The organism is Corallococcus caeni (assembly GCF_036245865.1).
GTDB classification, from domain to species: domain Bacteria; phylum Myxococcota; class Myxococcia; order Myxococcales; family Myxococcaceae; genus Corallococcus; species Corallococcus caeni.
This window is the reverse complement of sequence record NZ_BTTW01000010.1, coordinates 39,967-64,376: the sequence shown is the minus strand read 5'-3', so window position 1 is coordinate 64,376 and position 24,410 is coordinate 39,967. Positions and strand designations below refer to the sequence as shown.

At 71.9% G+C, this 24,410-nt stretch carries 23 protein-coding genes; 13 read left to right on the top strand and 10 right to left on the bottom strand.

Annotated elements, in window-relative coordinates; genetic code table 11:
• Positions 1-95: 95 nt before the first annotated feature.
• Genes AABA78_RS33125 through AABA78_RS33115 form a run of 3 tightly spaced genes read left to right on the top strand, consistent with a single transcriptional unit; the run spans position 96 to position 2,991 of the window.
• Positions 96-425, top strand: a complete 330-nt coding sequence (locus AABA78_RS33125) for a hypothetical protein (RefSeq protein ID WP_338269338.1) — start codon at positions 96-98, stop codon at positions 423-425.
• Positions 425-1,261, top strand: coding sequence for a cytochrome c oxidase subunit II (locus tag AABA78_RS33120; RefSeq protein WP_338269337.1), 837 nt, complete (start codon positions 425-427; stop codon positions 1,259-1,261). The genes AABA78_RS33125 and AABA78_RS33120 overlap by 1 nt, the downstream gene beginning before the upstream one ends.
• Positions 1,258-2,991, top strand: a complete 1,734-nt coding sequence (locus AABA78_RS33115) for a cytochrome c oxidase subunit I (RefSeq protein WP_338269336.1) — start codon at positions 1,258-1,260, stop codon at positions 2,989-2,991. Before AABA78_RS33120 ends, AABA78_RS33115 begins: the two co-directional genes overlap by 4 nt.
• Here AABA78_RS33115 and AABA78_RS33110 read toward each other — a convergent pair.
• Positions 2,988-4,445, bottom strand: a complete 1,458-nt coding sequence (locus AABA78_RS33110) for a glycosyltransferase 87 family protein (RefSeq protein WP_338269668.1) — start codon at positions 4,443-4,445, stop codon at positions 2,988-2,990. The genes AABA78_RS33115 and AABA78_RS33110 overlap by 4 nt on opposite strands.
• A gap of 353 nt (positions 4,446-4,798) precedes the next feature.
• Here AABA78_RS33110 and AABA78_RS33105 point away from each other — a divergent pair, with 353 nt between their 5' ends.
• From AABA78_RS33105 to AABA78_RS33090, 4 genes are all read left to right on the top strand, one after another.
• Positions 4,799-5,383 carry a hypothetical protein gene (locus AABA78_RS33105; protein WP_338269335.1) on the top strand — a complete coding sequence of 195 codons (585 nt, stop codon included), beginning with the start codon at positions 4,799-4,801 and terminating at the stop codon, positions 5,381-5,383.
• Positions 5,380-6,378, top strand: coding sequence for a cytochrome c (locus AABA78_RS33100; RefSeq protein WP_338269334.1), 999 nt, complete (start codon positions 5,380-5,382; stop codon positions 6,376-6,378). Before AABA78_RS33105 ends, AABA78_RS33100 begins: the two co-directional genes overlap by 4 nt.
• A gap of 103 nt (positions 6,379-6,481) precedes the next feature.
• Positions 6,482-7,594: a LysM peptidoglycan-binding domain-containing protein gene (locus AABA78_RS33095; RefSeq protein ID WP_338269333.1), complete on the top strand. Its 1,113-nt coding sequence runs from the start codon at positions 6,482-6,484 to the stop codon at positions 7,592-7,594.
• Positions 7,595-7,729: 135 nt separating this feature from the next.
• Positions 7,730-9,205 carry a hypothetical protein gene (locus tag AABA78_RS33090; RefSeq protein WP_338269332.1) on the top strand — a complete coding sequence of 492 codons (1,476 nt, stop codon included), beginning with the start codon at positions 7,730-7,732 and terminating at the stop codon, positions 9,203-9,205.
• Here AABA78_RS33090 and AABA78_RS33085 read toward each other — a convergent pair whose 3' ends face one another.
• Both AABA78_RS33085 and AABA78_RS33080 read right to left on the bottom strand, forming a co-directional pair.
• On the bottom strand, positions 9,206-9,709 hold the full coding sequence (locus tag AABA78_RS33085; RefSeq protein WP_171414544.1) for an arsinothricin resistance N-acetyltransferase ArsN1 family A: 504 nt from the start codon (positions 9,707-9,709) through the stop codon (positions 9,206-9,208). It lies immediately after the preceding gene.
• On the bottom strand, positions 9,706-10,488 hold the full coding sequence (locus AABA78_RS33080) for a hypothetical protein (protein ID WP_338269331.1): 783 nt from the start codon (positions 10,486-10,488) through the stop codon (positions 9,706-9,708). Before AABA78_RS33080 ends, AABA78_RS33085 begins: the two co-directional genes overlap by 4 nt.
• A 239-nt stretch (positions 10,489-10,727) precedes the next feature.
• Here AABA78_RS33080 and AABA78_RS33075 point away from each other — a divergent pair, with 239 nt between their 5' ends.
• The 4 genes from AABA78_RS33075 (at position 10,728) to AABA78_RS33060 (ending at position 13,617) form a co-directional block, all read left to right on the top strand.
• A complete protein-coding gene (locus AABA78_RS33075) occupies positions 10,728-11,153 on the top strand; it encodes a nuclear transport factor 2 family protein (protein ID WP_338269330.1) in 426 nt (141 codons plus the stop codon).
• A 179-nt stretch (positions 11,154-11,332) separates the two neighbouring features.
• A complete protein-coding gene (locus AABA78_RS33070) occupies positions 11,333-12,166 on the top strand; it encodes a hypothetical protein (protein WP_338269329.1) in 834 nt (277 codons plus the stop codon).
• A gap of 78 nt (positions 12,167-12,244) precedes the next feature.
• Positions 12,245-12,817: a YceI family protein gene (locus AABA78_RS33065; RefSeq protein ID WP_338269328.1), complete on the top strand. Its 573-nt coding sequence runs from the start codon at positions 12,245-12,247 to the stop codon at positions 12,815-12,817.
• Positions 12,814-13,617 (top strand): Rieske 2Fe-2S domain-containing protein, encoded by an 804-nt coding sequence (locus tag AABA78_RS33060; protein WP_338269327.1) that lies wholly within the window; start codon positions 12,814-12,816, stop codon positions 13,615-13,617. The genes AABA78_RS33065 and AABA78_RS33060 overlap by 4 nt, the downstream gene beginning before the upstream one ends.
• 61 nt (positions 13,618-13,678) lie before the next feature.
• Here AABA78_RS33060 and AABA78_RS33055 read toward each other — a convergent pair whose 3' ends face one another.
• From AABA78_RS33055 to AABA78_RS33045, 3 genes are all read right to left on the bottom strand, one after another.
• A complete protein-coding gene (locus AABA78_RS33055; RefSeq protein WP_338269326.1) occupies positions 13,679-14,740 on the bottom strand; it encodes a CBS domain-containing protein in 1,062 nt (353 codons plus the stop codon).
• Positions 14,741-14,867: 127 nt separating this feature from the next.
• Positions 14,868-15,977, bottom strand: a complete 1,110-nt coding sequence (locus AABA78_RS33050) for an ArsA family ATPase (protein WP_171414530.1) — start codon at positions 15,975-15,977, stop codon at positions 14,868-14,870.
• Positions 15,974-16,927: an ArsA family ATPase gene (locus AABA78_RS33045; protein WP_338269667.1), complete on the bottom strand. Its 954-nt coding sequence runs from the start codon at positions 16,925-16,927 to the stop codon at positions 15,974-15,976. Before AABA78_RS33045 ends, AABA78_RS33050 begins: the two co-directional genes overlap by 4 nt.
• A 389-nt stretch (positions 16,928-17,316) precedes the next feature.
• Here AABA78_RS33045 and AABA78_RS33040 point away from each other — a divergent pair, with 389 nt between their 5' ends.
• Positions 17,317-17,742: a SpoIIAA family protein gene (locus AABA78_RS33040; protein ID WP_338269325.1), complete on the top strand. Its 426-nt coding sequence runs from the start codon at positions 17,317-17,319 to the stop codon at positions 17,740-17,742.
• Between the two features lie 4 nt (positions 17,743-17,746).
• Here the strand turns inward: AABA78_RS33040 and AABA78_RS33035 are convergent, their stop codons facing one another.
• Positions 17,747-18,430: a hypothetical protein gene (locus tag AABA78_RS33035; protein WP_338269324.1), complete on the bottom strand. Its 684-nt coding sequence runs from the start codon at positions 18,428-18,430 to the stop codon at positions 17,747-17,749.
• A 167-nt stretch (positions 18,431-18,597) separates the two neighbouring features.
• On the opposite strand from AABA78_RS33035, the gene AABA78_RS33030 reads away from it, so the two are divergent.
• Positions 18,598-19,020 carry an STAS/SEC14 domain-containing protein gene (locus AABA78_RS33030; protein WP_338269323.1) on the top strand — a complete coding sequence of 141 codons (423 nt, stop codon included), beginning with the start codon at positions 18,598-18,600 and terminating at the stop codon, positions 19,018-19,020.
• 104 nt (positions 19,021-19,124) lie between these two features.
• Here the strand turns inward: AABA78_RS33030 and AABA78_RS33025 are convergent, their stop codons facing one another.
• The 3 genes from AABA78_RS33025 to AABA78_RS33015 form a co-directional block, all read right to left on the bottom strand.
• Positions 19,125-19,553 (bottom strand): hypothetical protein, encoded by a 429-nt coding sequence (locus tag AABA78_RS33025; RefSeq protein WP_338269322.1) that lies wholly within the window; start codon positions 19,551-19,553, stop codon positions 19,125-19,127.
• Between the two features lie 123 nt (positions 19,554-19,676).
• Positions 19,677-21,947 (bottom strand): RCC1 domain-containing protein, encoded by a 2,271-nt coding sequence (locus AABA78_RS33020; protein WP_338269321.1) that lies wholly within the window; start codon positions 21,945-21,947, stop codon positions 19,677-19,679.
• Between the two features lie 67 nt (positions 21,948-22,014).
• Positions 22,015-24,360, bottom strand: coding sequence for an RCC1 domain-containing protein (locus AABA78_RS33015; protein WP_338269320.1), 2,346 nt, complete (start codon positions 24,358-24,360; stop codon positions 22,015-22,017).
• Between the last annotated feature and the right edge of the window lie 50 nt (positions 24,361-24,410).

Sequence of the window (24,410 nt, the reverse complement as noted above, 5' to 3'; positions counted from 1 at the left end):
GGGCTGGCCGCATGCGAGGCATGAGGGAGAGTGGCCGCCGCGGGACGGACGGGGTGCGCCTTGAGGGGACGTTGGGTGCGTGCTAGCCCGGAGGCATGTCCCAGGCTCACTTCCAGCCCCCGGGTGGACGCGCTCCGACGGGCGGGTGGGGAGGCTGCCGGTCGCTGACGGCGGAGCGCCTGTCCTCCGGGCTCCGAGGCGGGCTCGGGCTGTGGTTCGGGCTCCTCGGGGCGCTGTCGCCGGCGGTGGCGATGGCGTGTCCCTCCTGCACGGCCCGGGCTCCGGAGTCTCCGGGCGGGGCGGGCGAGCTGCTGCTGGCGCTGATGCTGGTGCCCTTCGCGCTGGTGGGCGTGGGGCTCTGGGCGGCCCGACGGGCAGCGCGGGAGGAGCGGGCTTCGGCCCCCGTGGAACAGGAGCAGCCGTGATGGCGGAGTCCCCTGCGTTGTCCCCCGCGTCCGCGAACGACGTCGCGCCCCCGGATGCGCAGGCACCCCTGGCGGTGCCGCCCGCGCGAGGGGCGTGGAGCCTGTCGCCGCCGGAGAACGCGAGCGCGACGGGAGACCGCATCGACGCGCTGCTGGCCAGGAGCCATGGCTTCGACCTCGCGCTGGCGGCGGTGATGCTCGGGTGGTTGTTGCTGGCGGTGGTGCGCTTCCGGGGCGCGCGGAAGGTGGCGCCGGACGGAGGCACGCGGCGCTCACGGGCGTGGGTGCTGGGGCTGGCCCTGGGCGTGTTCGGCGTGGTGGACGGGACGCTGTTCCTGGGCTCCGAGGGCTACCTGCGCGACGTGCTCTGGAACTTCCGCGTCCCCACCGAGGACCCGCGCACGGTGCGCATTGAAATCAACGCGCACCAGTGGTCGTGGGAGGCGCGGTACGCGGGCGCGGATGGCGCGTTCGGCACGAAGGACGACGTCGTCACCTGGAACGACCTGCGCGTGCCGGCGGGCGTGCCCGTCTGGGTGCAGCTGGTCTCCACGGACGTGGTGCACGGGTTCTCGCTGCCGGCCTTCCGCGTGAAGCTGGACGCCATCCCGGGCCGCGTGAACCAGACCTGGTTCCAGGCCGCGCGCGAAGGTGCGTGGGAGGCGGCCTGCTACCAGCACTGCGGCACCAGCCACTACCGGATGCGCGGCGTGCTGACGGCGCTGTCCCCGGAGGCGTACGCGGCGTGGCTGCACGAGGCGAGCCTCAAGGCGGTGCAGGGCTACGACGCGGATGACACCGCGGCCCACTGGGGCTGGGTGTGGAGGACGCCATGAAGGCGGGGGCGTTCTTGAAGTCGCTGTGGACGACGGACCCCCAGCGCGTGGCGCGCCAGTACCTGTGGGGCGGGTTCCTGTTCCTGCTGGTGGGCGGCCTGCTGGCCATGCTCATCCGCTTCCAGTGGGCCTGGCCGGGGCAGCCGGTGCCGGGGCTCGCGTGGGCGCTGCCCGAGTCGAAGGGCGCGCTGACGCCGCCCGCGTACACGGCCGTGTTCACGATGCACGGCCTCTTGATGATCTTCTTCGCGGTGACGCCGCTGCTCTTCGGGGCGCTGGGGCACTTCGTGCTGCCGCTGGCCATCGGCGCGAAGCAGATGGCGTTCCCCCGGCTGTCGCCGTTCGGCTTCTGGGCCTACGCGGTGGGCGGCGCGCTGATGCTGGTGTCGTTCGTCGTGCGGCTGGGGCCCGCGAGCGCGGGGTGGACGTCGTATCCGCCGCTGGCGACGCCCGCGTTCACGCCGGGGCTGGGGCAGACGCTGGTGACGGTGGCGGTGCTCTGCGTGGGCGTGTCCGCGTTCCTGTACGGGCTCAACTTCGTCGTCACGGTGGTGCGCTGCCGCGCGCCGGGGATGACGTGGGGGCGGATGCCGCTGGTGGTGTGGGGGCTGTTCTACGGCGCGGTGCTCAACGTGCTGTTCGTGCCGGTGCTGGCGGCGGCCACGGGGCTGCTCTTGCTGGACCGGGTGGCGGGCACGCAGTTCTTCATCGCGGGCGCGGCGGCGGTGGGCGGGGGCGGGGACCCGGTGGTGTACCAGCACCTGTTCTGGCTGTTCGGCCACCCGGAGGTCTACATCCTCATCCTGCCCGCGTGGGGCATGGTGGGGGACTTCGTGGCCTTCTTCAGCCGCAAGCCCGCGCACGGCTACCGGCTGACGGCGGGGGCCATGGGCGCGGTGACGGCGCTGAGCGGCGCGGTGTACGCGCACCACCTGTTCACCAGCGGGATGGCGCCGGTGCTGGGGCGTACGTTCATGGTGCTGACGCTGCTCATCTCCCTGCCCGCGGAGGTGATGTTCCTCAACTGGCTGATGACGCTGTGGCGGGGCAGCGTGCGGCTCACGTCGCCGATGCTCGCGGCGCTGGCGACGATGGTGGTCTTCGGCCTGGGCGGCATCACGGGGCTGGCGCTGGGCGCGGTGGCGACGGACGTGCCGCTGCACGGGACGATGTGGGTGGTGGGCCACTTCCACCTGACGATGGGCGCGGCCAGCTTCCTCGCGGTGTTCGCGGGGCTCTACTTCTGGTTCCCGCGCATGTACGGGCGCGCGCTGGATGAGCGGCTGGCGAAGGTGCACGTGCTCTTGAGCGCGGTGCTGTTCATCGCCGTCTTCGGTGGCCAGCTGGTGGCGGGCTACGCGGGGCAGCTGCGGCGGCTCTATGACCCGTACCAGTACACGTTCCTCGCGCACCTGCTCACGTTGAACCGGTGGACCAGCTGGGCCGCGTTCGCCCTGGGCACGGTGCAGTTGGTGTTCGTGGTGAACCTGGTGCGGACGCTCGGGTGGGGCCGGGCCGCGGAGCCGAACCCGTGGCGGGTGGGCACGCTGGAGTGGACGGACGCGGGCCCTGGCGCCGTGGTGCTGCGCGGGCCGCATGCGCTGTCGCAACCGGAAGTACAAGAGCAACTGGGTCGCGACTGGATTGGCCAGGCGGAGCCGCTGTCGTCGAGCAAGCCGGTGGTGGAGCAGGTGGCGCCGCCGGTGCCCGGGGTGGAGGGCGCCGTCTAGCGGTGCTCCCAGAGGTCCACGCCGCCGGTGTCGCCCGTGGGGAAGCGGCGGACGAAGCGCTGCTTGAACCAGGGCCGGCTCTCCGGCGTGAGCTGCCAGGTGCCTCTCCAGCCGAGGATGACGAAGCGGCAGGAGTCCAGCATGACGCGCAGGGCCTGCTGGGCCTCGGGGGCGGAGAGGGCCTCGTCGGTGGTGTCGAAGCGGTCGCCGGTGCTCATGGCGTCCTGGAGCATGGTGGCGTAGCCGTCCACGATGGGAGTGGCCCCCATGGGGAGCCGGCCCGCCGCGAGCGCCCAGCCCGGCTCGAAGGAGAAGAGGCACGCCTTCGCGGGAACGTCTGTGCGGAGGTACTTCGCGAGCGCCGTGACGTCCGGGGCCTGCTGCTGGCCACTCTGCACGACGTGCCACGCACCGGGCAGGAACGCGGCGGCGATGACGAGCGCGGCCACGGCCCGTGATGTGGCGCGGCCCCAGCGCACGCTGAAGGCCTGGAGCACGGAAGCGCCCAGACCCGCGAGCACGGCCTCCGAAGCGGCGAGGTGCGCGTTGTACTGATTCCAGTAGGTCCGTGACGCGAGGAACAGGGCCACGCTGAGGAGGAACGCGCAGGCGAAGAAGCGGGCGGCGGGGCGGTGTTCCGAGGGAGCGCGAAAGGCGCGCACGCACGCGGTGCCCAGGCCTACGAGGGCGAGGAGCACTTCGCCCAGCCGGCGCTCGTGGAAGATGTCGCGCAGGCGCAGCCAGCGGTCCGGCTCACCGTCCGCGGGGCGCACGGCCTGGAAGGTGATGACGTCGCGGAGGAACTCGGAAGGGGACAGCGCGGCCAGCGGGCCCACGACGACGGCGAAGGTCGCGAACGCGACGAGCACGGGCAGGAGGGCGTGACGCCAGGACTCCTTCCCCGGACGGGCGAACAGCGCGGCGACGAGCCACAGTCCCCCGGGGAGCTTCACGGAGATGGCGAGGCCCAGGAGCACGCCCGCGCCGATGCGGCGTGCGCGGGAGTGGACGCCAGGGGCGAGCCAGAGGTTCGCGAAGCCCAGGCACAGGACGTTGAGCAGGGGTTCGAGGAAGGTGCCCCGCTCGACGAGGGCGGCCTCCGGATACGCGGCATACGCGAGCGCGGCCACGCAGCCCGCGAGCGGCCCCCAGGCACGCCAGGCAGCGCGGCCCGCGAGGAACACGCACAGGGCGCCCACTGCGGCGGCGAGGTAGCGGGTGACGCCGTAGGCGGTGGCCGCATCGAGCCCCAGCGTGAGCGCGGCGCCGGGAGCCCATAGCAGGAGGCCGCCGGGCGGGTGGACGAAGATGAAGTCACGGTAGGGCAGGTCTCCGCGCAGCAGGAGTGACGCGGCGGAGAAGTAGACGCCCTCGTCGTAGTCCATGGGGTAGCCCATGGCGCCGGAGCGATGGAAGAACGCGAGCGCACGCAGCACCCAGGCACCCAGCGCCACGATGAGCAACGGCCAGAGGTCCAGACCCCTCGAAGCGCGAGGGAGGACGGAAGGGGACGGAGCAGCGAGCGGAGTGGGCGCGGGTTGCATCGGAAGTAAGCGCGGGAGGCTACTACCGGAGGGCCTGACCGCACGCGGGGTTCTTGCGTGGCGCGGTGGGCACGCGCACGACGGCCCCATGCCTCAACGAGACTTCCATTCACGTGCATGTGCCGCCCCGTGCCGGACCTGTAGGGATTCACGGGTGTAATGCACGGACGTGATTCGACCGATGGGCACCGCTCCGAGGGACGGGGGACTGCCCGGCTTCCTGGTGCTTTCCACCCGTCCCAGGCATGCGAGAGTCCTGCCCCGTGAGCACGAACGACCCCGCCGGGACGCTGGCCTCCAGGTCCCCCCAGCGTGACGAAGGGAACCTCTGGTTCGGGACCGTCATCGCGCATGGCGCGGCCGCGATGCTCTTCTGTGCGGTGGCCTTCACGGCGGGCTTCTACCGGCTGCGCGGCTTCTTTCCCCCCGCGTCCGCGCGCCCCGGAGTCCTCGTTCCCGCGCTCGCGGGCGGGCTCCTCGTCGTCGGGGCCGTGCTGCTGCACGCCGTGCTCAAGCGTGGCGCGGATCCGCGACGGATCCGACTTCCACTGCTGGGCGTGCTGGTCGCCGGGGCGGGATTCCTCGTGACGCAGGCGGCGTGGCTGCACGTGCTGTTCTGGTACCGCGACCTGCGCGTCCCCGACAGCGGTGTCTTCGGCTCCGCGCTGTATGGATTGTCGGCGGTGCAGGCCGTGCACCTGGCGGTCGTGCTCGTGGGCTTGCTGCGCGCGGGGCTTCGCGTCCTGAGCGGCCTGGAGGCACGGGCTCTGTTGCGGCGGGCCCTGCCCGGCTGGTGGTGTTCGACGGTGATGTACGGCGTCCTCTTCGCGGTGGTGTACCTCCCATGAAGCCTACTTCCTGCTTCTCGCTTCGCTTGCTCGCCGTGCTCGCGCTGGGGACGCTCGCCCCCGCGTGCCGCAAGGAGACGCCCACCTTCGAGCCGCTGAAGCTCGCGGACGGCACGGTCATCCCAGCCGCGACGCTGTCGCGCGGACATGACGTCTACACGCACTACTGCGCGTCCTGTCACGGCGAGAAGGGCGACGGCCAGGGCCCGGCGGGCTCCGGCATGCGTCCCCCTCCGCGCAACTTCCGTCAGGGCCTCTACAAGTTCGGCGGCGTGGCCGCGGGTGAGCTGCCCACGGACGACGCGCTGAAGCGCACCCTGCGCCGGGGCCTGCACGGCACGCCCATGTTCGCGTGGGACGTGCCCCCGGCGGACGTGGACGCAGTGGTGCAGTACCTCAAGACCCTCAGCCCGCGCTGGAAGCAGGAGTCACCCGGCGCGGCCATCGCCCTGTCCGAGGACCCGTGGAAGGGCCGTGAAGCCGAGGCCGTGGAGCGCGGCCGCACCGTCTACCACGTGGCCGGCAAGGGCAACGCGGGCTGCGCCAGCTGCCACGTCGCGTACCTGCCTCGCGCGGAGCTCGCCGCGCTCACCGAGAGCGTCACCGGCCGCAAGGTGAACCTGGCGAACGCGGATCCGTACACCGCGCTGCCTCGTGATTCGGACTACTCGCTCACCGTGGACGCGAAGGGCGAAGCCACGCAGCTGGCCAAGGTGCTGCCGCCCGACTTCCTCTTCCATCGCCTGCGCACCGTGTGGCCCCAGGGCACTCGAGTGGAGGGCCAGCCGTACACCGCGCAGGCGCAGCGCGAGGACCTCTACCGCGTCATGGCCGCGGGCGTCGGAGGCGCCGCCATGCCGTCGTGGAAGGGAGCCATCCCGGAGGAGAACCTCTGGGCGCTCACGTACTACGTGCAGAGCCTGGTCGTGATGCACGACACCTCCGCGGCCCGCGACCTTCAGCAACGGTTGCGTGACTCGAAGGTGCAGGAATAACGGATTGATGCAGCAACCTGAAAAGTAGGTCTTCCTGGGAAACTAATTCCCAGCCGTCGCGAAAATCCGGGCACTGATTCCCTCTTTTCCCGGAGTTTCATCCGTGACGACCTATTCCGTTCGCAGCGGCGACACGTTGAGCGGCCTCGCGCAGCGCTTCAACACGTCGGTGGGTTCGCTTCAGAAGACGAACCACATCGCCAACGCGAACCTCATCCGCGTGGGCCAGCGGCTGACGGTGCCGGATGGGTTCCAGGCGGCGCCGTCCAAGGCGGGCAGCTACACGGTGCGCAGCGGCGACACGCTGAGCGGCATCGCGGGGCGGCACGGCACGACGGCGGCGGCGTTGGCGAAGGCGAACCACATCGCCAACCCGAACAAGATCTACGTGGGCCAGAAGCTGACGATTCCTGGCGCGGGCGGAGGCTCGGCGCCGGTGACGTCGAAGCCGCCTGCTTCCGGGGGCGCTTCGTACACGGTGCGCAGCGGGGACACGCTGAGCGGCATCGCGGGCCGGTACGGCACGACGGTGGGGGCGTTGCAGCAGGCGAACCACATCTCGAACCCGAACAAGATCTACGTGGGGCAGAAGCTCACGATTCCGGGTCGCACCGGCGGAACGGGCGGGACGTCGAAGCCGCCTCCGTCCACGGGCGGTGTGAACGGGACGCCGGGCACGTCGGGTGGGAAGGGTGGAGTGACGGCGGCGCAGCTGCGGCGGATCATGCCGAACCTGTCGCAGGCGAAGGCGGAGCAGTACCTGCCGCACCTGAACAAGGCGATGGCGGAGGCGAACATCAACACGCCCCGGCGCAAGGAGATGTTCCTGGCACAGTTGGCGCATGAGAGCGGCGAGCTGCGCTACATGGAGGAGATCGCCTCCGGCGCGGCGTACGAGGGCCGCAAGGACCTGGGCAACACGCAGCCGGGCGACGGCAAGCGCTACAAGGGCCGGGGCCCCATCCAGCTCACGGGCCGCGCGAACTACCGTGCGGCGGGCAAGGCGCTGGGCATCGACCTGGAAGGGCACCCGGAGCGCGCGAAGGATCCGGACGTCGCGTTCCGCATCGCGGGTTGGTACTGGCAGTCGCGCAACCTGAACAGCTACGCGGACGCGGGCAACTTCCGCGAGGTCACCCGCCGCATCAACGGCGGCTACAACGGCCTCGCGAGCCGCGAGATGTACTACCGCCGCGCGCAGGACGTGCTGGGCTGAGACCCGTCTGGGACGTGGGACCCAGGTCCCACGCCCGGGCCCATGGATGCGAAAGGGGGCCTGTGATTCCAGGCACCTGACGCTGGTGCACCGGCTGCACAGCGGGCCGGCTCCTCCTTCCTTGGAGCGAGCCTGATGTCCCGAATCGATGCGCCCGGTAGCAGTCCCCTGTCCCCCGACCCCACGCTTCCTGAACCCGATGCCCCCGCGCCCCAGCTTCGCGTGGGCACGACCGCGTCCCGCAGGACCTCCGTCAGTGAGAGCAGTGCCTCCGCGCCGGGTCGCAACGAGCTGCGCGCCTATGACGGCCCCTCCGTTGCCCCCTCAGCGCCCCGTGCCTCCACGAACGCGGAAGGGCCCGCCGTGTCCGCGCGCGAGCTCGCGGCCATGGGCGGACGGCTGCGTTCCCCCTCCGCTCCCGTCCCCGAGGACGTCTATGCCTCGGTCCGCTCGCACCTGACGCGCAGCCTGTCCAACCCCTTCCTCACCGGCAGCGACGTGAAGGCCACGCACGATGCGCTGGGCTCCGTGCCTCGTGACGCCTACCGCGCCACGCTGGAGCGCATGGACCGTGACGGCCTGCTCGCCTCCTACGTGTCCCGGATGGATGCTCCGTCGCGCCAGTCCTTCCTCGAACAGGCCGCGTCGAAGGGCGTCCTCTCACTCCGTGCGGGCAGTGCACCCGGACCGCTCGGCATGCCCGGACGGCCGGAGATGTTCGTCAATGATCCGAAGCTGCCTGGAGCGCTGCGGGACGCGGTGAATGCCCATGCCACCGATACCGGCCGCGCCGCCGTCGTCGCCTACGACGCGTACCTGCAACGCCATGGCGACGCCGTGGCCCAGGCTGGCAGTCTCCCTGCACTTCGCGCGCTCGGGCCTCCGCAGGCGCTGGACCTTCGCGAGACGTCGCTCGGACTCTCCTGGTCCGACCCGCGACGTGAGCGCTACGAGGCCGAATGGAAGGCCGGGCTGGGACGTCCTCAACACTCGCTCGTCCAGGCCTACGCGGCCGTCAGCGCCCGCGCGCAGGTCCTCTCCGGTGAGCGGCCCGCCGGCGCCTTCGTGTCCGCCGAAGTGAGCGCGTCCCACGACCTGCTCCACTTCAAGAGCGAGGCTCATGCCTCCGCTCGCGGCACCACCGACGTCCAGACGCAGGCGGGCGTCGCCGCGAAGGCCGGGCCCGTGGGCCTCGAAGTGATGACGGACGCGCACGGCAAGACGGAGGCGCAGCTCCAGGTGGACCTGGGCATCGCCAGCGTGAGCCGGGACTCGGAGGGCAAGGTGGAGCTGTCCCTGGGCGCGGGTTCGCATGCCCGCGCCCACGCGACCCTCAACCCTCGCACCGCGGAGTTCGGCGGCGGCATCGCCTTCGAGACCTCCGACAAGGCGGGCCAGAGCCACGCCGGGCTCAAGCTGGGCTACGGCCTGCGCGGCCTTGCCCCCGAGCGCGCCGCCCAGGCCGTCCGTGGCGACATCCCCGGCCTCTTCAGCCGCCCCCGGGACCTGGACCCCGGCGTCGCCTGGGAGGCCCTGCCCGCGGAGCGCCGGGCCCTCTATGAACGGCAGGGCTGGACGCGCGAGGAGTGGGCCCAGGACGCGCGGCGCTGATTACTTCACGTTCGCCGGCAGCAGCTTCTCCACCACCACCACGTCGTGCCACACCCCGTCCAGCGGGGCGTGCTTCTCGTGCACGCCCACCTCCCGGAACCCCAGCCGCCCCAGCAGCGCGCGGCTGCGCACGTTGGTGGCGAAGACGCGCGAGGTGAGCTTGTGGAAGCCCGCGGCCTCCACCTCCTTCATCAGCGCCTGCATCAGGTGCCGGCCCACGTCGCGGCCCCGGGCCTCCGGCGCCACGTAGATGCTGAAGTCCGCGATGCCCGCGTAGCACTCGCGCGGGCTGTACGCGCTGGTGGAGGCGTACGCGATGACGCGCCCGTCCTCCTCCGCCACCAGCACCGGGTGGCGCTTGCCCAGCCACGCGTCGATGTCCTCGGGCGTGCGCGGGCGCGTCTCGAAGGTGGAGGCGCGCTCGGCGAGGGCCGCGTTGTAGATGGCCGCGATGGCGGCCCGGTCCTCACGCGTGGCGGCCCGGACGGTGGGCAGCGCGGTCATGGCGTGGGCCCGGGCGTGCTCGGAGCCAGCGGCTCCTCCGTGTCCCGCTCCGGGCGCAGGGAGAAGGCGGTCCACATCGCGAGGTGCCACGGGACGGTGAGCAGGGCGATGCCATTCGTGAACAGCGCGGACGGGAGGGCGACCAGGCTCCACGCCACCGCCGCCGCCCACAGCACCGTCGAGCTGATGACCTGCAGGTCCCGCGACCGTGAGTGGTGGCCCACCAGGGAGAGCAGGGTGAAGAGCCAGAGGACCGCGCCAATGCCTATCGTCACCTCGGTCGCCGCCGGCATCCGGAAGTAGTTGAGGAAGAACCCCACCCCCACCAGGCCCGCGGACTGGTACAGCAGGCTCGCCACCGCCAGGGTGACGTCGCCTGCGCTCAGCCCCGGCTCCCTCCCGTTGGCGCGCTTCGTCTCCAGCAGCTCGGGCGGCAGCTCCAGCGCGTAGGGATAGCCCAGGGCGAGCAGGGCCTCCTTCGCCGCGTGCCGCACCTTCATTCCGCCGGAGCCCGTGTAGTCCCCCACCGTGTTGTTCCGGTCCAGCAGCCCCAGCAGCAGATCCGCCCGCTCGCGCAGCGGTTCGTCCGGCGCGGGCGGGCGGCCCAGGCCCACGATGAGCGCGTCGATGTCCGAGCGCACCAGCCCCGGAGCGCGCACCTCCTCCAGCAGGAACGTCAGCGGCGGGTACGACTCCGCTGCGACGGGCGCGGGAAGGTCGGTGGGCGCCTCGTCGACGGTGGACGGCGGCGGGGCGGAACGGAGGGCTTGCTGGGACATGGGGGCTCCTGCTGCAACAGTCATCCTCCGGCGAAAGCCCGCGAGCAAGGGGGCCCCCGCTGTCCCTGGCGCCGATGAAGAGACAGTGTCCGCTGGGTCCGGGCCACCCGGGGGCAAGGGGGCAGCGCCGCCGTCCGGAGGACGAGGGAGCAGCCGCGGGAAGGAGGCCACCTTCCTCCCGCGTGCGCACCCTTCCCGGGCACACCCCTGACTTCCCTTTCGACGAACGAGGACTCCCGATGCCGATGGAACGAGCGCAGCGGTTCGTGGACGCACTGCTGAAACTGGAGGAGCACGGCGACATCGAGCCGATGGTCGCCCTCTTCACCGACGACGCGCAGGTGAGCAACGTCGCCTCGCCCAGCGTCTTCTCCGGCGTCGACGGCGCCCGCCGCTTCTGGACCGAGTACAAGGGCACCCTGGGCCAGGTGAAGTCCACCTTCCGCAACATGATTGAGTCCGGCGACCGCGTGGCCCTGGAGTGGGAGACGCAGGGCACCGCGCACAACGGCGCCGCCGTCGCCTACGAGGGCGTCTCCATCCTCGAGTGGGATGGCGACCGGGTCCGCCGCTTCTTCGCCTACTTCGACCCGCACGCCCTGGGGCAGGAGCTGTCCCACGGCAGCGCACCCCGTTCCGAGGTGCCTTCGACGACGCCAGCCTGACGCGGGCGAGACTTTCGGCGGCACCCGGGGTTCATGTTGGTGGCCATCCCGGGGTGCACCGCCATGCAAGGTTCACCGGCCCCGGTGTGCACTTCCGTGCACCGGGACCTTGAGCCGGGGTAGCCTGAGAGGACCTGGCCCGCTCTTTTTCGACGGGCTGCGTTGTCCCCCGGACCCCCATGATGAACCGCGTCATCGCCCCCCTCCTGGCCATCCTGCTCCTGGCGGCCTCCCCCGCTGGCGCGGCCCTCGCGCCGGACGCCCCCGTGCTGGTCGCCGCGGCCAAGCGCAAGCCCGTGAAGCGCAAGCCCGCCCGTCCGGTGTCTGGCTCCTCGCAGGAGACCGCGCCCGCGGCCACCCCCGCGACCTCGCCGCCGGTGACGCCGGACGTGACGCCGCCCGTGTCCGCCACGCAGGAGCCCGGCTCCCAGGGTTCGGCAGGCTCGGCGGGCTCCACGGGGACGCAGGACTCCACCGCCACGCAGGGCTCCCCGTCCGAGCCCAGCCTGGACTTCGACCTGCTCACGCCGGAGGCGGAGGCGTCCAAGGGCCTCCTGGATCCGGACCTCCAGAAGGACCTGGAGACGCGCCGCACCATGCTCAAGCTGCACCAGGGCCTGGGCCTGGCCATGGCGGGCGGGCTCACCGCGGCCACCGTGCTGGGACAGCTCCAGTTCAACGAGTCCTTCCGGGGCGGCGGGGATAACCGCACGCTGCTGGCCTGGCACCGGGGCGTCGTCATCGGCACGTCGGTGCTGTTCGCCACGGTGGGCACGCTGGGCCTGCTGGCGCCGGATCCGGTGGAGCGCCCGTTCCAGTGGGACACGGTGACGTTCCACAAGATCTTCATGAGCCTGGCCACCGCCGGGATGATCACCCAGGCCATCCTGGGCATCCTCGCCACCCACAGCTACGGCGAAATCACGGAGCCGAAGTACGCAACCGCGCACCAGGTGGTGGGCTATGCCACGTTGGGCTGCGTCGCCGCGGGCATCGTCACGCTCACCTTCTGACCTTCATCCCCCTGTCGTGAATGTCTCCGCGCGCCGACCGTTGTGCGGAGGCAAGCCGTATCCCCTCTGGAGGCCGCTGTGATTGCTCGACGACTCGTTCTGTCCGCTGCCCTGCTGCTCGCGCTGCCCGCCGCCGCGCAGAGCGCGAAGCTGTACTCGGTGAAGAAGGACGCCAGCTCCCTCACCTACAAGCTCATCCACAAGATGCACACCGTGTCCGGCAAGGCGCCCCCCAGCGAGGGCAAGGCCGTGCTGAAGCCGGACGGCACCCTCCAGGTGGCCGTGCGCGCGCAGGTGAAGGACTTCGACTCGCAGAACTCCAACCGCGACACGCACATGCTGGAGGTGACGGAGGCCTCCAAGTACCCGCTGGTGGAGGTCAAGGCCGTGGGCACCGGCGTGAAGACGCCCGCCGCCTTCCCTGCGTCCGTGCCCGTCACCCTCAAGGGCAAGCTCACCTTCCACGGCGTGACGAAGGACGTGGAGATCCCCATGACGGTGAAGTTCGACTCCGCCACCCAGGTGACGGCGGACGGGTCCTTCAAGATCAGCCTGGAGGGCTACAACATCGAACGCCCCACGCTGCTGCTCGTGAAGGTGGAAGACGAGCTGGTGCTGGAGCCGCACCTCGTCTTCTCGGAGGGCACGTGAGCTCGTCGCGTCGCGACTTCTTCAAGAAGGTCCTGGGGACGGGCGCCGTGGTGGCGGGGCTGCCGGCGTGCGCGCCGGACATCGACCCCGCGCCGGTGCTGGACGTGCAGATGCCGGGGGACGACGGCATCGTGGCGCTGGTGGTGCAGCGCTACCCGGACCTGTCCCGCACGGGCGGCGCGGTGACGCTGCGCTTCCCGGGTGGCTCCGGGCAGGAGAACCTGCTGGTGATGCACCCGTCCGCGGACACCTACTCGGTGCTGTCCGCCACGTGCACCCACGTGGGCTGCCCCATGGGCTTCGACGGGACGGAGGCCGTGTGCCCCTGCCACCTGTCGAAGTTCAACGCCACGACGGGCGCGGTGACGCACGAGCCCGCCACGGTGCCGCTCAAGACGTACGTGTGCACGTACAACGCGGGCACGCAGGTGCTGAGCATCAACATCAAGGCCGGTGACACCGCCTTCCCGTCGGTGGAGAACGGCAAGGTGACGTTGACCTTCGCCCAGTTCCCGGACCTCCAGAACACGGGCGGCATGGTGAGCGGCCGGCCCACCGGCTACGGAAAGACCATCTTCGTCTTCAAGCTGGAGGACGGGACCTATTCGGCGGTGGACTCCATCTGCCCGCATCAGCAGTGCGAGGTGGGCTTCGAGTCCAGCATCGATGGACTGCTCTGCCCCTGCCACGCGTCCACGTTCACCAAGACGGGCACCGTCACGCAGGGCCCCGCCACCAGCGACCTGAAGAAGTTCACGGCGGCGGCGGACGCGTCCGGCGTGGTCGTCACCATCGCCTGAGCCCTGGACGGCTCGGGGACGACGGGAGGCCCCTCCGGCCTCCCGTCCCTTCAAGCAGGTCTCAGCGCAGCCGGCTCCAGAATGACCGCCGGGACGAGATGCGCTCCAGCGCCTCCTGCAGCTCCTCGTCCTGATCCGCTCGGCTGGCGATGTCCCCCATCGCGATGATGCCCACCAGCCGGTCGTCGGGCTCCACCACGGGGATGCGGCGCACCTGCTTGCGGCCCATCAGCTCGATGACGCCGTGCAGGTCCTCCTCCGGCAGCACCGCCTCCAGCTCCTCCGTCATCACGTCCCCGGCGCGCAGGCCGTCCACGGCGCGCTGGCCGGTGAAGGCGCGCAGCGCGAGGTCGCGGTCCGTGACCAGCCCCAGCAGCCGCCCCTCCGCGTCCACGATGGGCACCACGCCGCAGTCCTCGTCGCGCATGAGCTGCGCCACCTCGCGCAACGTGCTGTCGCGGCGGGCGGTGCGCACCTGGCGGGTCATGATGTCGCGCGCGGTGAGCGGCTCGCGACGCCAGCGGCCTCGGGAGGAACCGGACCCGTCGCGGGACTCCCGGAGCCGGGGGTCCAACGGGAAGGTCTCCTCCCGACGGGGGGCCATCCGGTCGCGCAGGCGCAGGTCCTCGCGCGATGCCGGTGAGCCGCGGCCCTGCCGGTCGCGCAGCAGGGGCTCCGGGCCGCCGTAGCCGGTGCGGTCCCACTCGCGGTAGCTGGCGCGCTCCGGGAGCATCTCCTGGACGGTGTCGTCGCCCTGGGTGCGCACGGGGCCCGCGCCGTTGGCGTAGCGCGTGTCCCGGCTGTCGCGGCCGTAGGGCCCGGTGGTGCCGCCGTCGCGCTCCCCCTCGCGGTCCTCGCGCCAGGCGCCGGTGTCGTCCACGTCCGTGCGCACGCGGCCCATGCGCCACGCGGCGGCGCGGTGGAAGCGTCCCTGGCGGTCGGAGGGCAGCTCGTCGCGCCCGGGGCTCCAACCGCTGACGTCCGACTCCGAGCGCTCGCGCGAGCCCGGCGGCGCCACGTCCGGCGAGCGGTGCGTGGCCATCGCGTCGGTGGGAGGCGTGGAGATGTCCGCGCGCCCCAGGTCATGCCTGCCGTTTCCGTTGCTGTAGTCCTTGGTGCCCATGTGCGTCGCAAGCCTCCTCGACTTGCGAACATGGGAAGCGGGCCCGGACGCGCAAAGCTCCAGCCGTGCAGGTGCGGCGCCGCTCGCCCGTCCGCTCTGGGCCCTCCAAGGTCCCAGGCCCTTGGCGTCAGGCGACGGTGAGCGCGTCGCCCAGGTGCACCAGTCCCCGGAAGTCCTCCAGGTCCGCGCCCGCGTCCGGCGCGGCGATGGCCAGCGCGCCCCGGGGCAGCCCTTCGGCCAGCCGGGCCAGCAGCGAGCGGTGGGCCTTCGCGCGCGCGTCCTCCACGCCCGCCAGGCGCTCCAGCCCGATGACGGCGTCCGTGTCCGCGGCGTTGCTGGCGTGCGGCTTCAGGTTGGCGGCGGGGGCCAGGCTGTCCTCGCGCGCCCAGCTGCGGTTGAGCACGTAGCCCGCGAAGGGCAGCCCCTTCGCCTGGAGCGTCTCCTGGAAGAAGGTGGCCTCGCGCAGGGCGGCGGCCTCCGGCGAGGTGACGAGCAGGAAGGCCGCGTCCTTCGACGACAGGTGCTCCCGCAGCCGGTCCGAGTGCAGGCGGATGCCGGCGAACAGCCCTCCGAAGGCGGCGACGAAGGAGCGCATCTCCTGCGCGAAGCCGCCGCCGAAGATGCCGTCCAGCACGCGGCCCACCAGCGCCTGCGCGCCCTGCCACAGCCGGCCGGTGCGGCCGGAGTCCGGCCCGAAGAGGGAGATGACCCGGTCGTCCAGGAAGCGCGACAGCCGGCCCGGGGCCTCCAGGAAGTCCAGCGCGTGGCGGCTGGGCGGGGTGTCCAGGAGGATGAGGTCGTAGTGGCCCTCCGCCAGGAAGCCGTCCAGCGCCTCCGCGGCGGCGTACTCCTGCACGCCCGCGACCAGCTCCGACAGGAAGCGGTACAGCCGGTGCTCCAGGATGGCGCGCGCGGCGCTCTCCGTGGCGGACAGCCGGCGCACCATGCGCTCGAAGACGACGCGCGGCTCCAGCATCCACACGTCCAGCCGGCCCGTGCCGCGCGGGCCATCCGCGTACAGGCGCTCCGGCGGCACGGTGGTGGGCTCCGCGCCGTTCTCCTTCAGCCCCATGGCCTCCGCCAGCCGCCGGGCCGGGTCGATGGTGAGCACCAGCACGTGGCGCCCCGCGCGGGCCGCGGCCACGCCCAGCGCCGCCGCCGTCGTCGTCTTGCCCACGCCGCCCGCGCCGCACAGCACGATGATCCGCTTGTCGCGCAGCAGTCCGTCCAGGTTCATGGCGTGGCCTCCCGGCCGCCATGTGACGCGGCCCCTTCGAGTGTGGACCCCAAGAGCTCCGCCAACCGCTCCACCAGCGCCATGCCCGTCAGCGCCAGCTCCGGCATGCCCCAGTGGGGCACGGACAGGCCCGCGGCCAGCCGCTGCCGCGCCTCCCGCGCGCGCTCCAGCCGCTCCAGCGCGCGCTGCCCCCGGTGCGGCCCGTGCGTCTCCAGCAGCCGCTCCAGCGCCGCGCGCGACTCCGGCGTGAAGGGGTCCTCCGGCATGCGGTTGAGCACCGCCGCGGACAGGGGCAGGCCCACGTCCTTCAGCTCTCCCACCAGCGCCAGCGTCTCGCTCACCGGCAGGGGCTCCGGCAGGGTGGTGACCACCACGCCCGTGCGCGCGGGGTCCTGGAGCAGGTCCAGCCCCTCCCGCACCGCCCTTCCCACGGGCCCGCCCGGCATCAGCGACAGGATGCTGCGGGGCAGCGTGGCCAGCGCCAGCGCGTGGCCGGTGGCGGGCAGGTCCACCACCGTGAGCGGGTACGCCATGCGGCCGTCGGGGTGCGTGCGGCGCAGGAGCGACAGCAGCTGGAACATCAGCCCCATCTCCTTGAGCGCGGGCCCCGCCTCCAGGAAGCGCCGCAGGGCCCGCGAGCGCAGCGCGGCCTCCGCCAGCCACTTCACGGGCAGCGTCTCCTCCAGGAACAGCCGGTGCCCCTCCGGGGCCGACAGGCGCACGAAGGACAGGTTCGGCCCCGCCGTCACCACGCGGGGCCCGGCCTCCTTCACGCCCAGGAGCCCCGCGAGCGTGGACGGGCCGCCCTCGTCCGGGGACAGCTCCGCCAGGAGCACCGGCCGGCCCGCGCGCGCCGCCGCCACCGCCAGCGCCGCGGAGAGCGTCGTCTTGCCCACGCCGCCCTTGCCCGACACGAGCACGGCGCGTCTGCTCCACAAGGACTCCAGCACCACGCTCCCATCCTCCGCGCCATCGGCGCGACCCTTCACAGTGAGCAAGGAAGCGCGTCCCGACAACCGGCCGGAGATGCGCCCAGGAGCGGCCGTCCGCCTGGCCGCCCGCTGCAGAGCATAGCGGCTTTCCGTCCACTCCCCGGCGGGCCCCCGCGCCGCGCTGACCCGGGCGTGACACGGGCCGGGTCCGTGGCGCCCGCTCCGCCCGCGCGTGAGGTCATGACGCGGCGTGCGAGGAATGACCCGGCCCGGCAGGCCACGTGGGTCGCCGCCGGAGGGGGAACCCGGAGGGTTGTACGGGGGCACACCCTCTGGAAAGAGGGGTCACGGGCTGGTGACGCCCCCCGGGTTTTGAGTACCCTCTGGCCCTCTGCGTGGGAGAGGGCATGGCGGTGCTGCGGGAGTGGGTCTTCGGGACACAGCGTGTCTCGCTGGAGTCCTCCGACATCCTCTGGACGAAGGTCCGAGGCTCGTTTTCCGAAACGGACGTGCGGGAGCTGGTGGACGTGTTCCACGAGCTGGGGGCGGGCCCGGACAAGCCCCTGTACCTCGTCGTGGACCTGAGCAGCTCCGAGGGGCTGTCGGTCGCGCCGCGCAAGTACCTGGCGGAACACGTGCGCCCCACGTGGTTCCGCGGCGTCGTCTTCTTCGGCGCCAAGCGCACGCACCGCGAGGTGCTGCGCGCGTTGGTGGTGGCGCTCAACTTCACCGGCGACGCGAAGCTGGAGGCGGAGTTCGTGGACTCGGAGGCCCAGGCCCGCGCGTGGCTGGAGGCCCACCGGCGCCGTCAGGACGGAGCCCCGCCGGGCTGAAGCCTCAGTGGACGGCCCAGCGCTCGGCGATCTCCTCGCACGCGAGCACCACGTCCCCCAGCCGGCGGATGTGCGCGCGCGGCGCGACGAACAGCGAGCCCGCGAACACGTCCACCACCGTCATCAGCCGGTGGTCCGCCGGGCCCAGCCGGCACAGGTGCTGCTCCGCGAAGCGCTGCAGCAGCGTGCCGATGTACTGGCCGCTCCGCTCGTCCAGCGGGTGCGTCTTGGAGAAGTAGAGCTTCATCAGCCCCACGCGCGGGTTGCCCTGCTTGTCCAGCCGCTGCACCACCACCTCCGGGCGCACGCTGATGGTGACCCCGGCCATCTCCAGCACCGGAGGCTCCGCGCCCACCGCGCTGATGATGGCGTCGTCCAGGTCCAACCAGGGCACCAGGTCCGCGAAGCGCTCCAGCGCCTCCGAACACAGCTGCATGCGCTGCGCCTCGAACTCCGTCTGCGGCACCGCGCAGGCGAAGCGGCGCTGGGCCTCCCGCAGCACGTTCAAGTCCAGGCCCCGGCAGAGGAAGTCCGTGATGGCCTGGGACGCCTCCGGATAGCGCAGGTACTGGGCCTCCGGCGGGTGCTTCTGGTCGTGGATGATGCGCTTGCGGCGGGCGGGCGTGGCGACCAGGTACTCGCCCAGCTTGTTCACCGAAACACGAGGCAGTTCACGGGTTTCCGTCATGAGTTCCCCCTCTGGAAGGCTGTCGGAATGGGTACACAGTACAGAGGGGGTCTGACATCCAATGGACAGCGGAGCCTTGTCCAAAAGGGCAGGTTCGCGCCGGGGCGCTTCCCTGGGGTGGAGGGGGCGGGCGTAGGGTTCTCCCAGTGAAGCGGGGGGAGGACCGAATGGAAAACCAGACACGCGAGTGGACGTGTGGCGCGCACCGGATCCGGATGACGGCGCCGGACGTGTTGCACACGAAGTACACGGGCGTCGTGGGGCTGCAGGACGCGAAGTGGGCGCTGCGGGTGTACGAGGAGATGGCGGCGAACGGGCCGTTCTACTTGGTGGCGGAGGTGCCGGGGTCGGAGCTGCCCGCCGAGTCGCGCAAGTACCTGGCCAACAACGTGCGCGCGGAGTGGATGCGCTCGGTGGTGTACGTGGGCTCGGACCTGTCGCAGCGGGTGGTGGGCAAGGCCATGTCCGTGGCCATGCTGCTCACCGGCCACGCGGCCAGCTTCGACACGGTGTTCGTGGACACGATGGCGCAGGCCGAGGCGTGGGTGGAAGCGCACCGGCTGGATCACGCCCCGCGCCGCGTGGGCTGAGTGCGCCCCCCGGCGCCGCCGGACTCCGGACGTGACGAAGGGCCAGGATGGGGCGCGAAGCCCGGATCCTGGCCCTCGGTGTTTTCAGCGGCCCGCCGCGGTCCTCAGCGCTCGCGGTCCGGCATCCGGTCCGGGTGGCCGTAGCGGTAGACGTCGGACACCGGGTTGGTGCCCGCGTCGCTGCGAGGGCCGTCGCCGTCCGGCATGTCGTCCAGCGAGGACCCCGGCGCGCGCTCGCGCGGGTCGTACGGGTGCAGGCCGCTGGCGTCGCGGAGGCGCAGGTCGCGGTCGTCCTCGTCCTCCTCGGTGCGGGGGCGGACGCCCTTCTCGTCGGCCTCGGTCAGCTCGCGGCGGCGCTTGGGCGCGTCGTCCTCTTCCTCGTCGGAGCCGGAGCGCTTCGGCTCCTGGGGGGTGGAGGGCGTGGCGCCCTGGCCTTCTCGGCTGGGCTCTCCGCCTTGTCGAGGGTCCGTCGGACGCCCGTAGAAGTCCTCGGCGGGCTGCGTGGGTACGGGACGCTTGTCGTTGTCGGCCATGAAGGATTCCCTCCGTCGGAGGAGGTTCGTCATTCCCCCCCGCGTCCGGCAACCTGCTCCCGGAGCACGCGCATGGGCCTGGAGGGCAGGCAGCCAGGCACCAGGGCCCTCCCGTGCGCGGCGTCAGGGCGACGCGAGGAGGATGCCCCCGGCGAGCGCGGGTGCCTCGTCATCTCCGATGGCGCGCACGTGGCCGTAGCCGAGCTGCCCGGAGGTGTTGAAGCCCCAGCACAGCGCGCGGCCGGAGGAGAGCACGGCGCACGTGTGCTGGCCGCCCGCGGTGATGGCCGTGGCGGGGGCGCCGCCCACGTCGACGAAGGCGGTGCCGGGCGCGGACAGGGAGCGCGTATTGGCGTAGCCCAGGCGGCCCCGGGCGCCGTTGCCCCAGCACTGGACCTGGCCGGACTCCAGCAGCGCGCAGGTGTGCTGGGCCCCGGCGGCGACCTGCACGGCGCGGAGGCCGGAAGCCAGCGCCACGGCGGTCAGCGGCGTCGCGTAGTCCGGGTTGCCGCTGCCCACCTGGCCGTAGGCGTTGGCGCCCCAGCAGCGCAGGGCGCCGGTGTCCAGCAGGGCGCAGGTGTGCTGGGTGCCCAGGGCCAGCTGCACGGCGGTGCCGCCCACGTCCACGTCACCGGCTGACGAAGGCAACTCGGTGTCACCGACATCGTCGTCACGGTTGTAACCCAGTTGTCCGTAGGCGTTGGCGCCCCAGCAGCGCGGGCGGCCGGAGAAGAGCAGGGCGCAGGTGTGGTCGCCGCCCGCGACCAGGTCCTGCACGGGGGCGCCGACGGGGACGTCGGTGGTGGGGGGAGGCTCGTCGTCGCCGAGCGTGTCGGTGTGGCCCAGGCCCAGCTGGCCGTGGGTGTTGTCGCCCCAGCAGCGCACGTGTCCGGAGGTGAGGAGCGCGCAGGTGTGGCGGTCGCCCGCGGTGATGCGAAGGGCGCGGGCGCCGCCCAGGTCGACGGTGCCCACGCTGGCGATGGGCTCGTCGTCGCCGATGGCGCGCGTGTGGCCCAGCCCGAGCTGTCCGGAGGCATTGGCGCCCCAGCAGCGCACGCGACCCGTGGAGAGCAGGGCGCAGGTGTGGCCCAGGCCGGTGGCCAGCTGCACGGCCTTCTCCCCCGGGGCGAGCGGCACGGGGCCCTTCGACGCGGGCGTCTCGTCGTCGCCGATGTTGGCGGTGCCGGTGTAGCCGAGCCGGCCCTGCGCGCCGGCGCCGAAGCAGCGCACGGAGCCGTCGTTGAGCAGGGCGCAGGTGTGGCTGTCCCCGGCGCGGAGCTGGGCGGCATCGGTGGGCCCGCCGGTCTGTACGGGGGCATCGGGGAACTGCTGCGCGCCCAGGCGGTAGGTGGCGGTGGTGCGGGCCCCGGCGGCGTCGGTGACCTGGAGGGACAGGCGGCCCTGGAGCGAGGGGGCGTAGTGCTGGAGGACGGTGGGGTTGGCCTGGGTGGTGAAGCCCGGAGCGGGCGTCATGGGCGCGTCCGGGGTGAAGCTCCACGCGTAGTCGAGCGTGCGCGCGGGCTGATCATCCGACACGGTGGCGGACCACGCGACGTCGGAGGTGCCCGCGAGGCGGGACGCGGACAGGCCCTGGATGACGGGCGCGAAGAGGATGCGCACGGTGGTGCCCAGCGAGTCCGTGGACGTGTCCGCGGGGAGCACGCGCGTCACGAACGTGGTGCTGACCGAGTGCCCCGCCGGGTTCGTGACGGTGAGCGAGTGCGTGTAGTCGGTGGGGCTGGGGATGCCGAAGGGCGGCAGGTAGCGGGCGACGAAGGCGCCGGAGGTGCCGGTGAGGGTGAACGTCCCGCTGGAGGGGATGAAGGTGCCGCCGTTGTTCGCGGGGGTGAGCGTGAAGGTGAGGGCCTCGCCGGAGGTGGCCTCGACGAAGAAGGTGACGGTGGCGGGCTGGCCGAAGACGAGCTCACCGGGGAGCTGGATGCGGGGGATGCGGGGCAGGGTGATGGGCGCGCCGTCGTTGGTGGGCGCGAGAGTGATGGCCACGCTCTCCCGGTCCGCGACCAGTGTCTGCGTGGTGCTGCCCTGGAAGAGGAGGACGTCGCCGCCGCTGTAGGCCCGGGCGATGAACGTGAGCGAACGGTGGCGCGGCAGGGACGGCATCGTGCCGGACCACCCGGAGGGGGACGGCACCAGGTCGAAGTTGGAGAACAGCGCGCTGTGACTGACCGCGTCCTCCACGTCGACGCGGATCCGCGCCACGTCCGCGAAGGAGAAGCCCAGCGCGCGCCGTGTCTGGGATTGAGAGCTGGTGCTGTCCGTGGAGATGGTGAACGTGACGGAGGCCGTGGGCTCCGGCGTGGCCGGCTCCGTCGTCGGCGACGTGCACGCGACGGTGAGGCACAGGAGGAGGAACGCGAGGGCAGGCTTCGTCATGGCTCACACGGAAGGAACGCGAAGCGGGCGCCCGACGTGTGCCGGGCGCCCGCGGAGGTGTCAGCGATTACGGCGTCGGAGGCAGGAGCTGGATGTCGCCCGCGGCGGAGGGCTGCTCGTTGTCACCGATGTGATTGGTGTTGCCGTAGCCGAGCTGACCGGAGTTGCCCTGGCCCCAGCAGCGCGCCTTGCCCGTGGAGAGCAGCGCGCAGGTGTGGTTTCCGGAGGAGGAGGCCGAGACCTGGTACGCGGTGGCTCCGTCCAGGTTCACGGCCGGGCCCGGCGTATTGCGCGCCGCCGTGGTCCCGTAGCCCGTCTGGCCGAAGTTCGCCTGCCCCCAGCACCGCACGCTGCCCGTGGAGAGCAGGGCGCAGGTGTGGCTCACGCCCGCCGTGACCTGCAAGGCGCTGGTGCCCAGGTCGATGCTGCCGGAGTCCCTGAACAGGAAGTTGCCGCCGGACTGCCCGGTGCCCAGTTGGCCCAGGCCATTGGCGCCCCAGCACCGCACGGTGCCCGTCTTCAGCAGGGCGCAGGTGTGGTTGTTGCCCATGGCGATCTGCGCGACCGGACCGCTCGGCTCGAGCGCGACCTGGCTGCCCGGCACCTCGTTGTCTCCGATGTTGGAGGCGTGGGTGTAGCCGAGCTGGCCCTCCAGGTTGTAGCCCCAGCACAGCATCTTGCCGTTGGAGAGCAGGGCGCAGGTGTGGTTGCTGCCCGCGACGACGTCCGTCGCGGTGACACCGCCCAGGTCCACGTCGCCGGCCTGCCACGGCTGCTCGTTGTCGCCGATGTTGTTGGTGTGGCCATAGCCGAGCTGGCCGTACTGGTTGCGGCCCCAGCAGCGCACCTTGCCCGTGTCCATCAGCGCGCACGAGTGCGTCTCGCCCACGGCGATGCGGATGGCGGCGCCGCCCAGGTTCACGTAGCCGAAGTTGGCCACCGGCTCGCCGTCGCCCAGGTTGTCCGTGTTGTTGTAGCCGAGCTGACCGTAGTTGTTCAGGCCCCAGCAGCGCACCAGGCCCGTGTCCAGCAGCGCGCACGAGTGGTTGCCACCCATGGCGATCTTCGTGGCCTTGCCGAGCAGCTTCACCTCGCCCGCCGTGTAGGGCAGCTCGTTGTCACCGATGCTCTGGGTGTTCTCGTAGCCCAGCTGGCCGAAGGCCCCGTAGCCCCAGCACCGCACCGCGCCGTTGTTGAGGAGCGCGCACGTGTGGTCCCGGCCGTTGCGGATGCTGTTGATGCCGTCGAGCGGCCCCTGCGCCACGGGCTCGTCCGGGAACTGATCCGGGGTGAGCTTGTAGTTGAGCGTGGTGGTGCCGTTGTTCGTGTCGGTGACGGACATCTTCAGGTCGCCCTGAAGCGTGGTGGCGTAGTGCTGGAGGGTGGTGGGGTTGGTCTGGGTGGTGAACGCAGGCACCGGGTCGGGCGTGGTGCCGGCGGAGGGCGTGAAGGTCCACGCGTAGGTGAGGGCCTCCTCGGGCGTGTCATCCGCGACGGTGGCGGTGAACTTCACGTCGGTGCCGGTGCGCTGGGCGTTGAGGCCGTTGATGACGGGGTTGAACAACACGGCGACAGAGGTGTCGATGACGCCGCTGGAGGTCTCCGGGGGCATCACCTTCGTGGTGAAGGTGGTGGTGACGGAGTGGCCCGCGGGGTTGGTGACGGTGACGGTGTGGTTGAAGACCGTCTCGGTGGAGACGGTGGGAGGCGAATACTGGGAGACGAAGGCGCCCGCCGTGTTCAGCAGGGTGATGCCGCCGTTGGGAGGCGAGAAGGCGCCGCTGCCCGTCGCCGGGGTGGAGGCGATGGAGTAGGTGAGCGCCTCGCCGACGTTGGCCTCGACGAAGAAGGTGATGTTGCCCGACTGCGCGGAGGCGAAGGCGGACGGGATGCTGATCTTCTTGATGCGGGGGATGGAAATCTGCGCGCCGTTGGTGGCGGAGGCGAGGGGGATGGTGACGGTCTGGAAGTCGAGGTTGAGGGTGGCGTTGAGGGAGCCGGAGAAGAGGAGGGTGCCGGCGGCGTTGTAGGCGCGGGCCTCGAAGAGGAGGGCCTTGGCCTTGGGGAGGAAGGGCAGCTTGCCGGTCCAGACCTCGGCGGAGGTGAAGAGGTCGAAGTTCTTGAAGAGGGGGACGTTGGAGCCGGAGGAGGTGTCGTAGACATCGACGCGGATGCTCTTCACGTCGGCGTAGGAGAAGGCCTGGGCGGAGACGCGGCCCTTCGCGGCCTGGGCGTAGAGGTCCCGGGCGCCAATGGAGACGGTGACCTGGGCTTCGGTCTGCTCGGCGGGGGCGGAGGGCCCTGGCGCCTCGGTGCCCGAACTACAAGCAACCATCCACGGCGAGGACAGGGACAGCAGCAGCGCGCCGAGCATGCCGCGCGAACGGAACCAACGGGGGGACGTGTTCTTCAAGCAGGGACTCCTGAGGGCAGACAAGGGCCACCCGGGCGGACGCCGAGGGT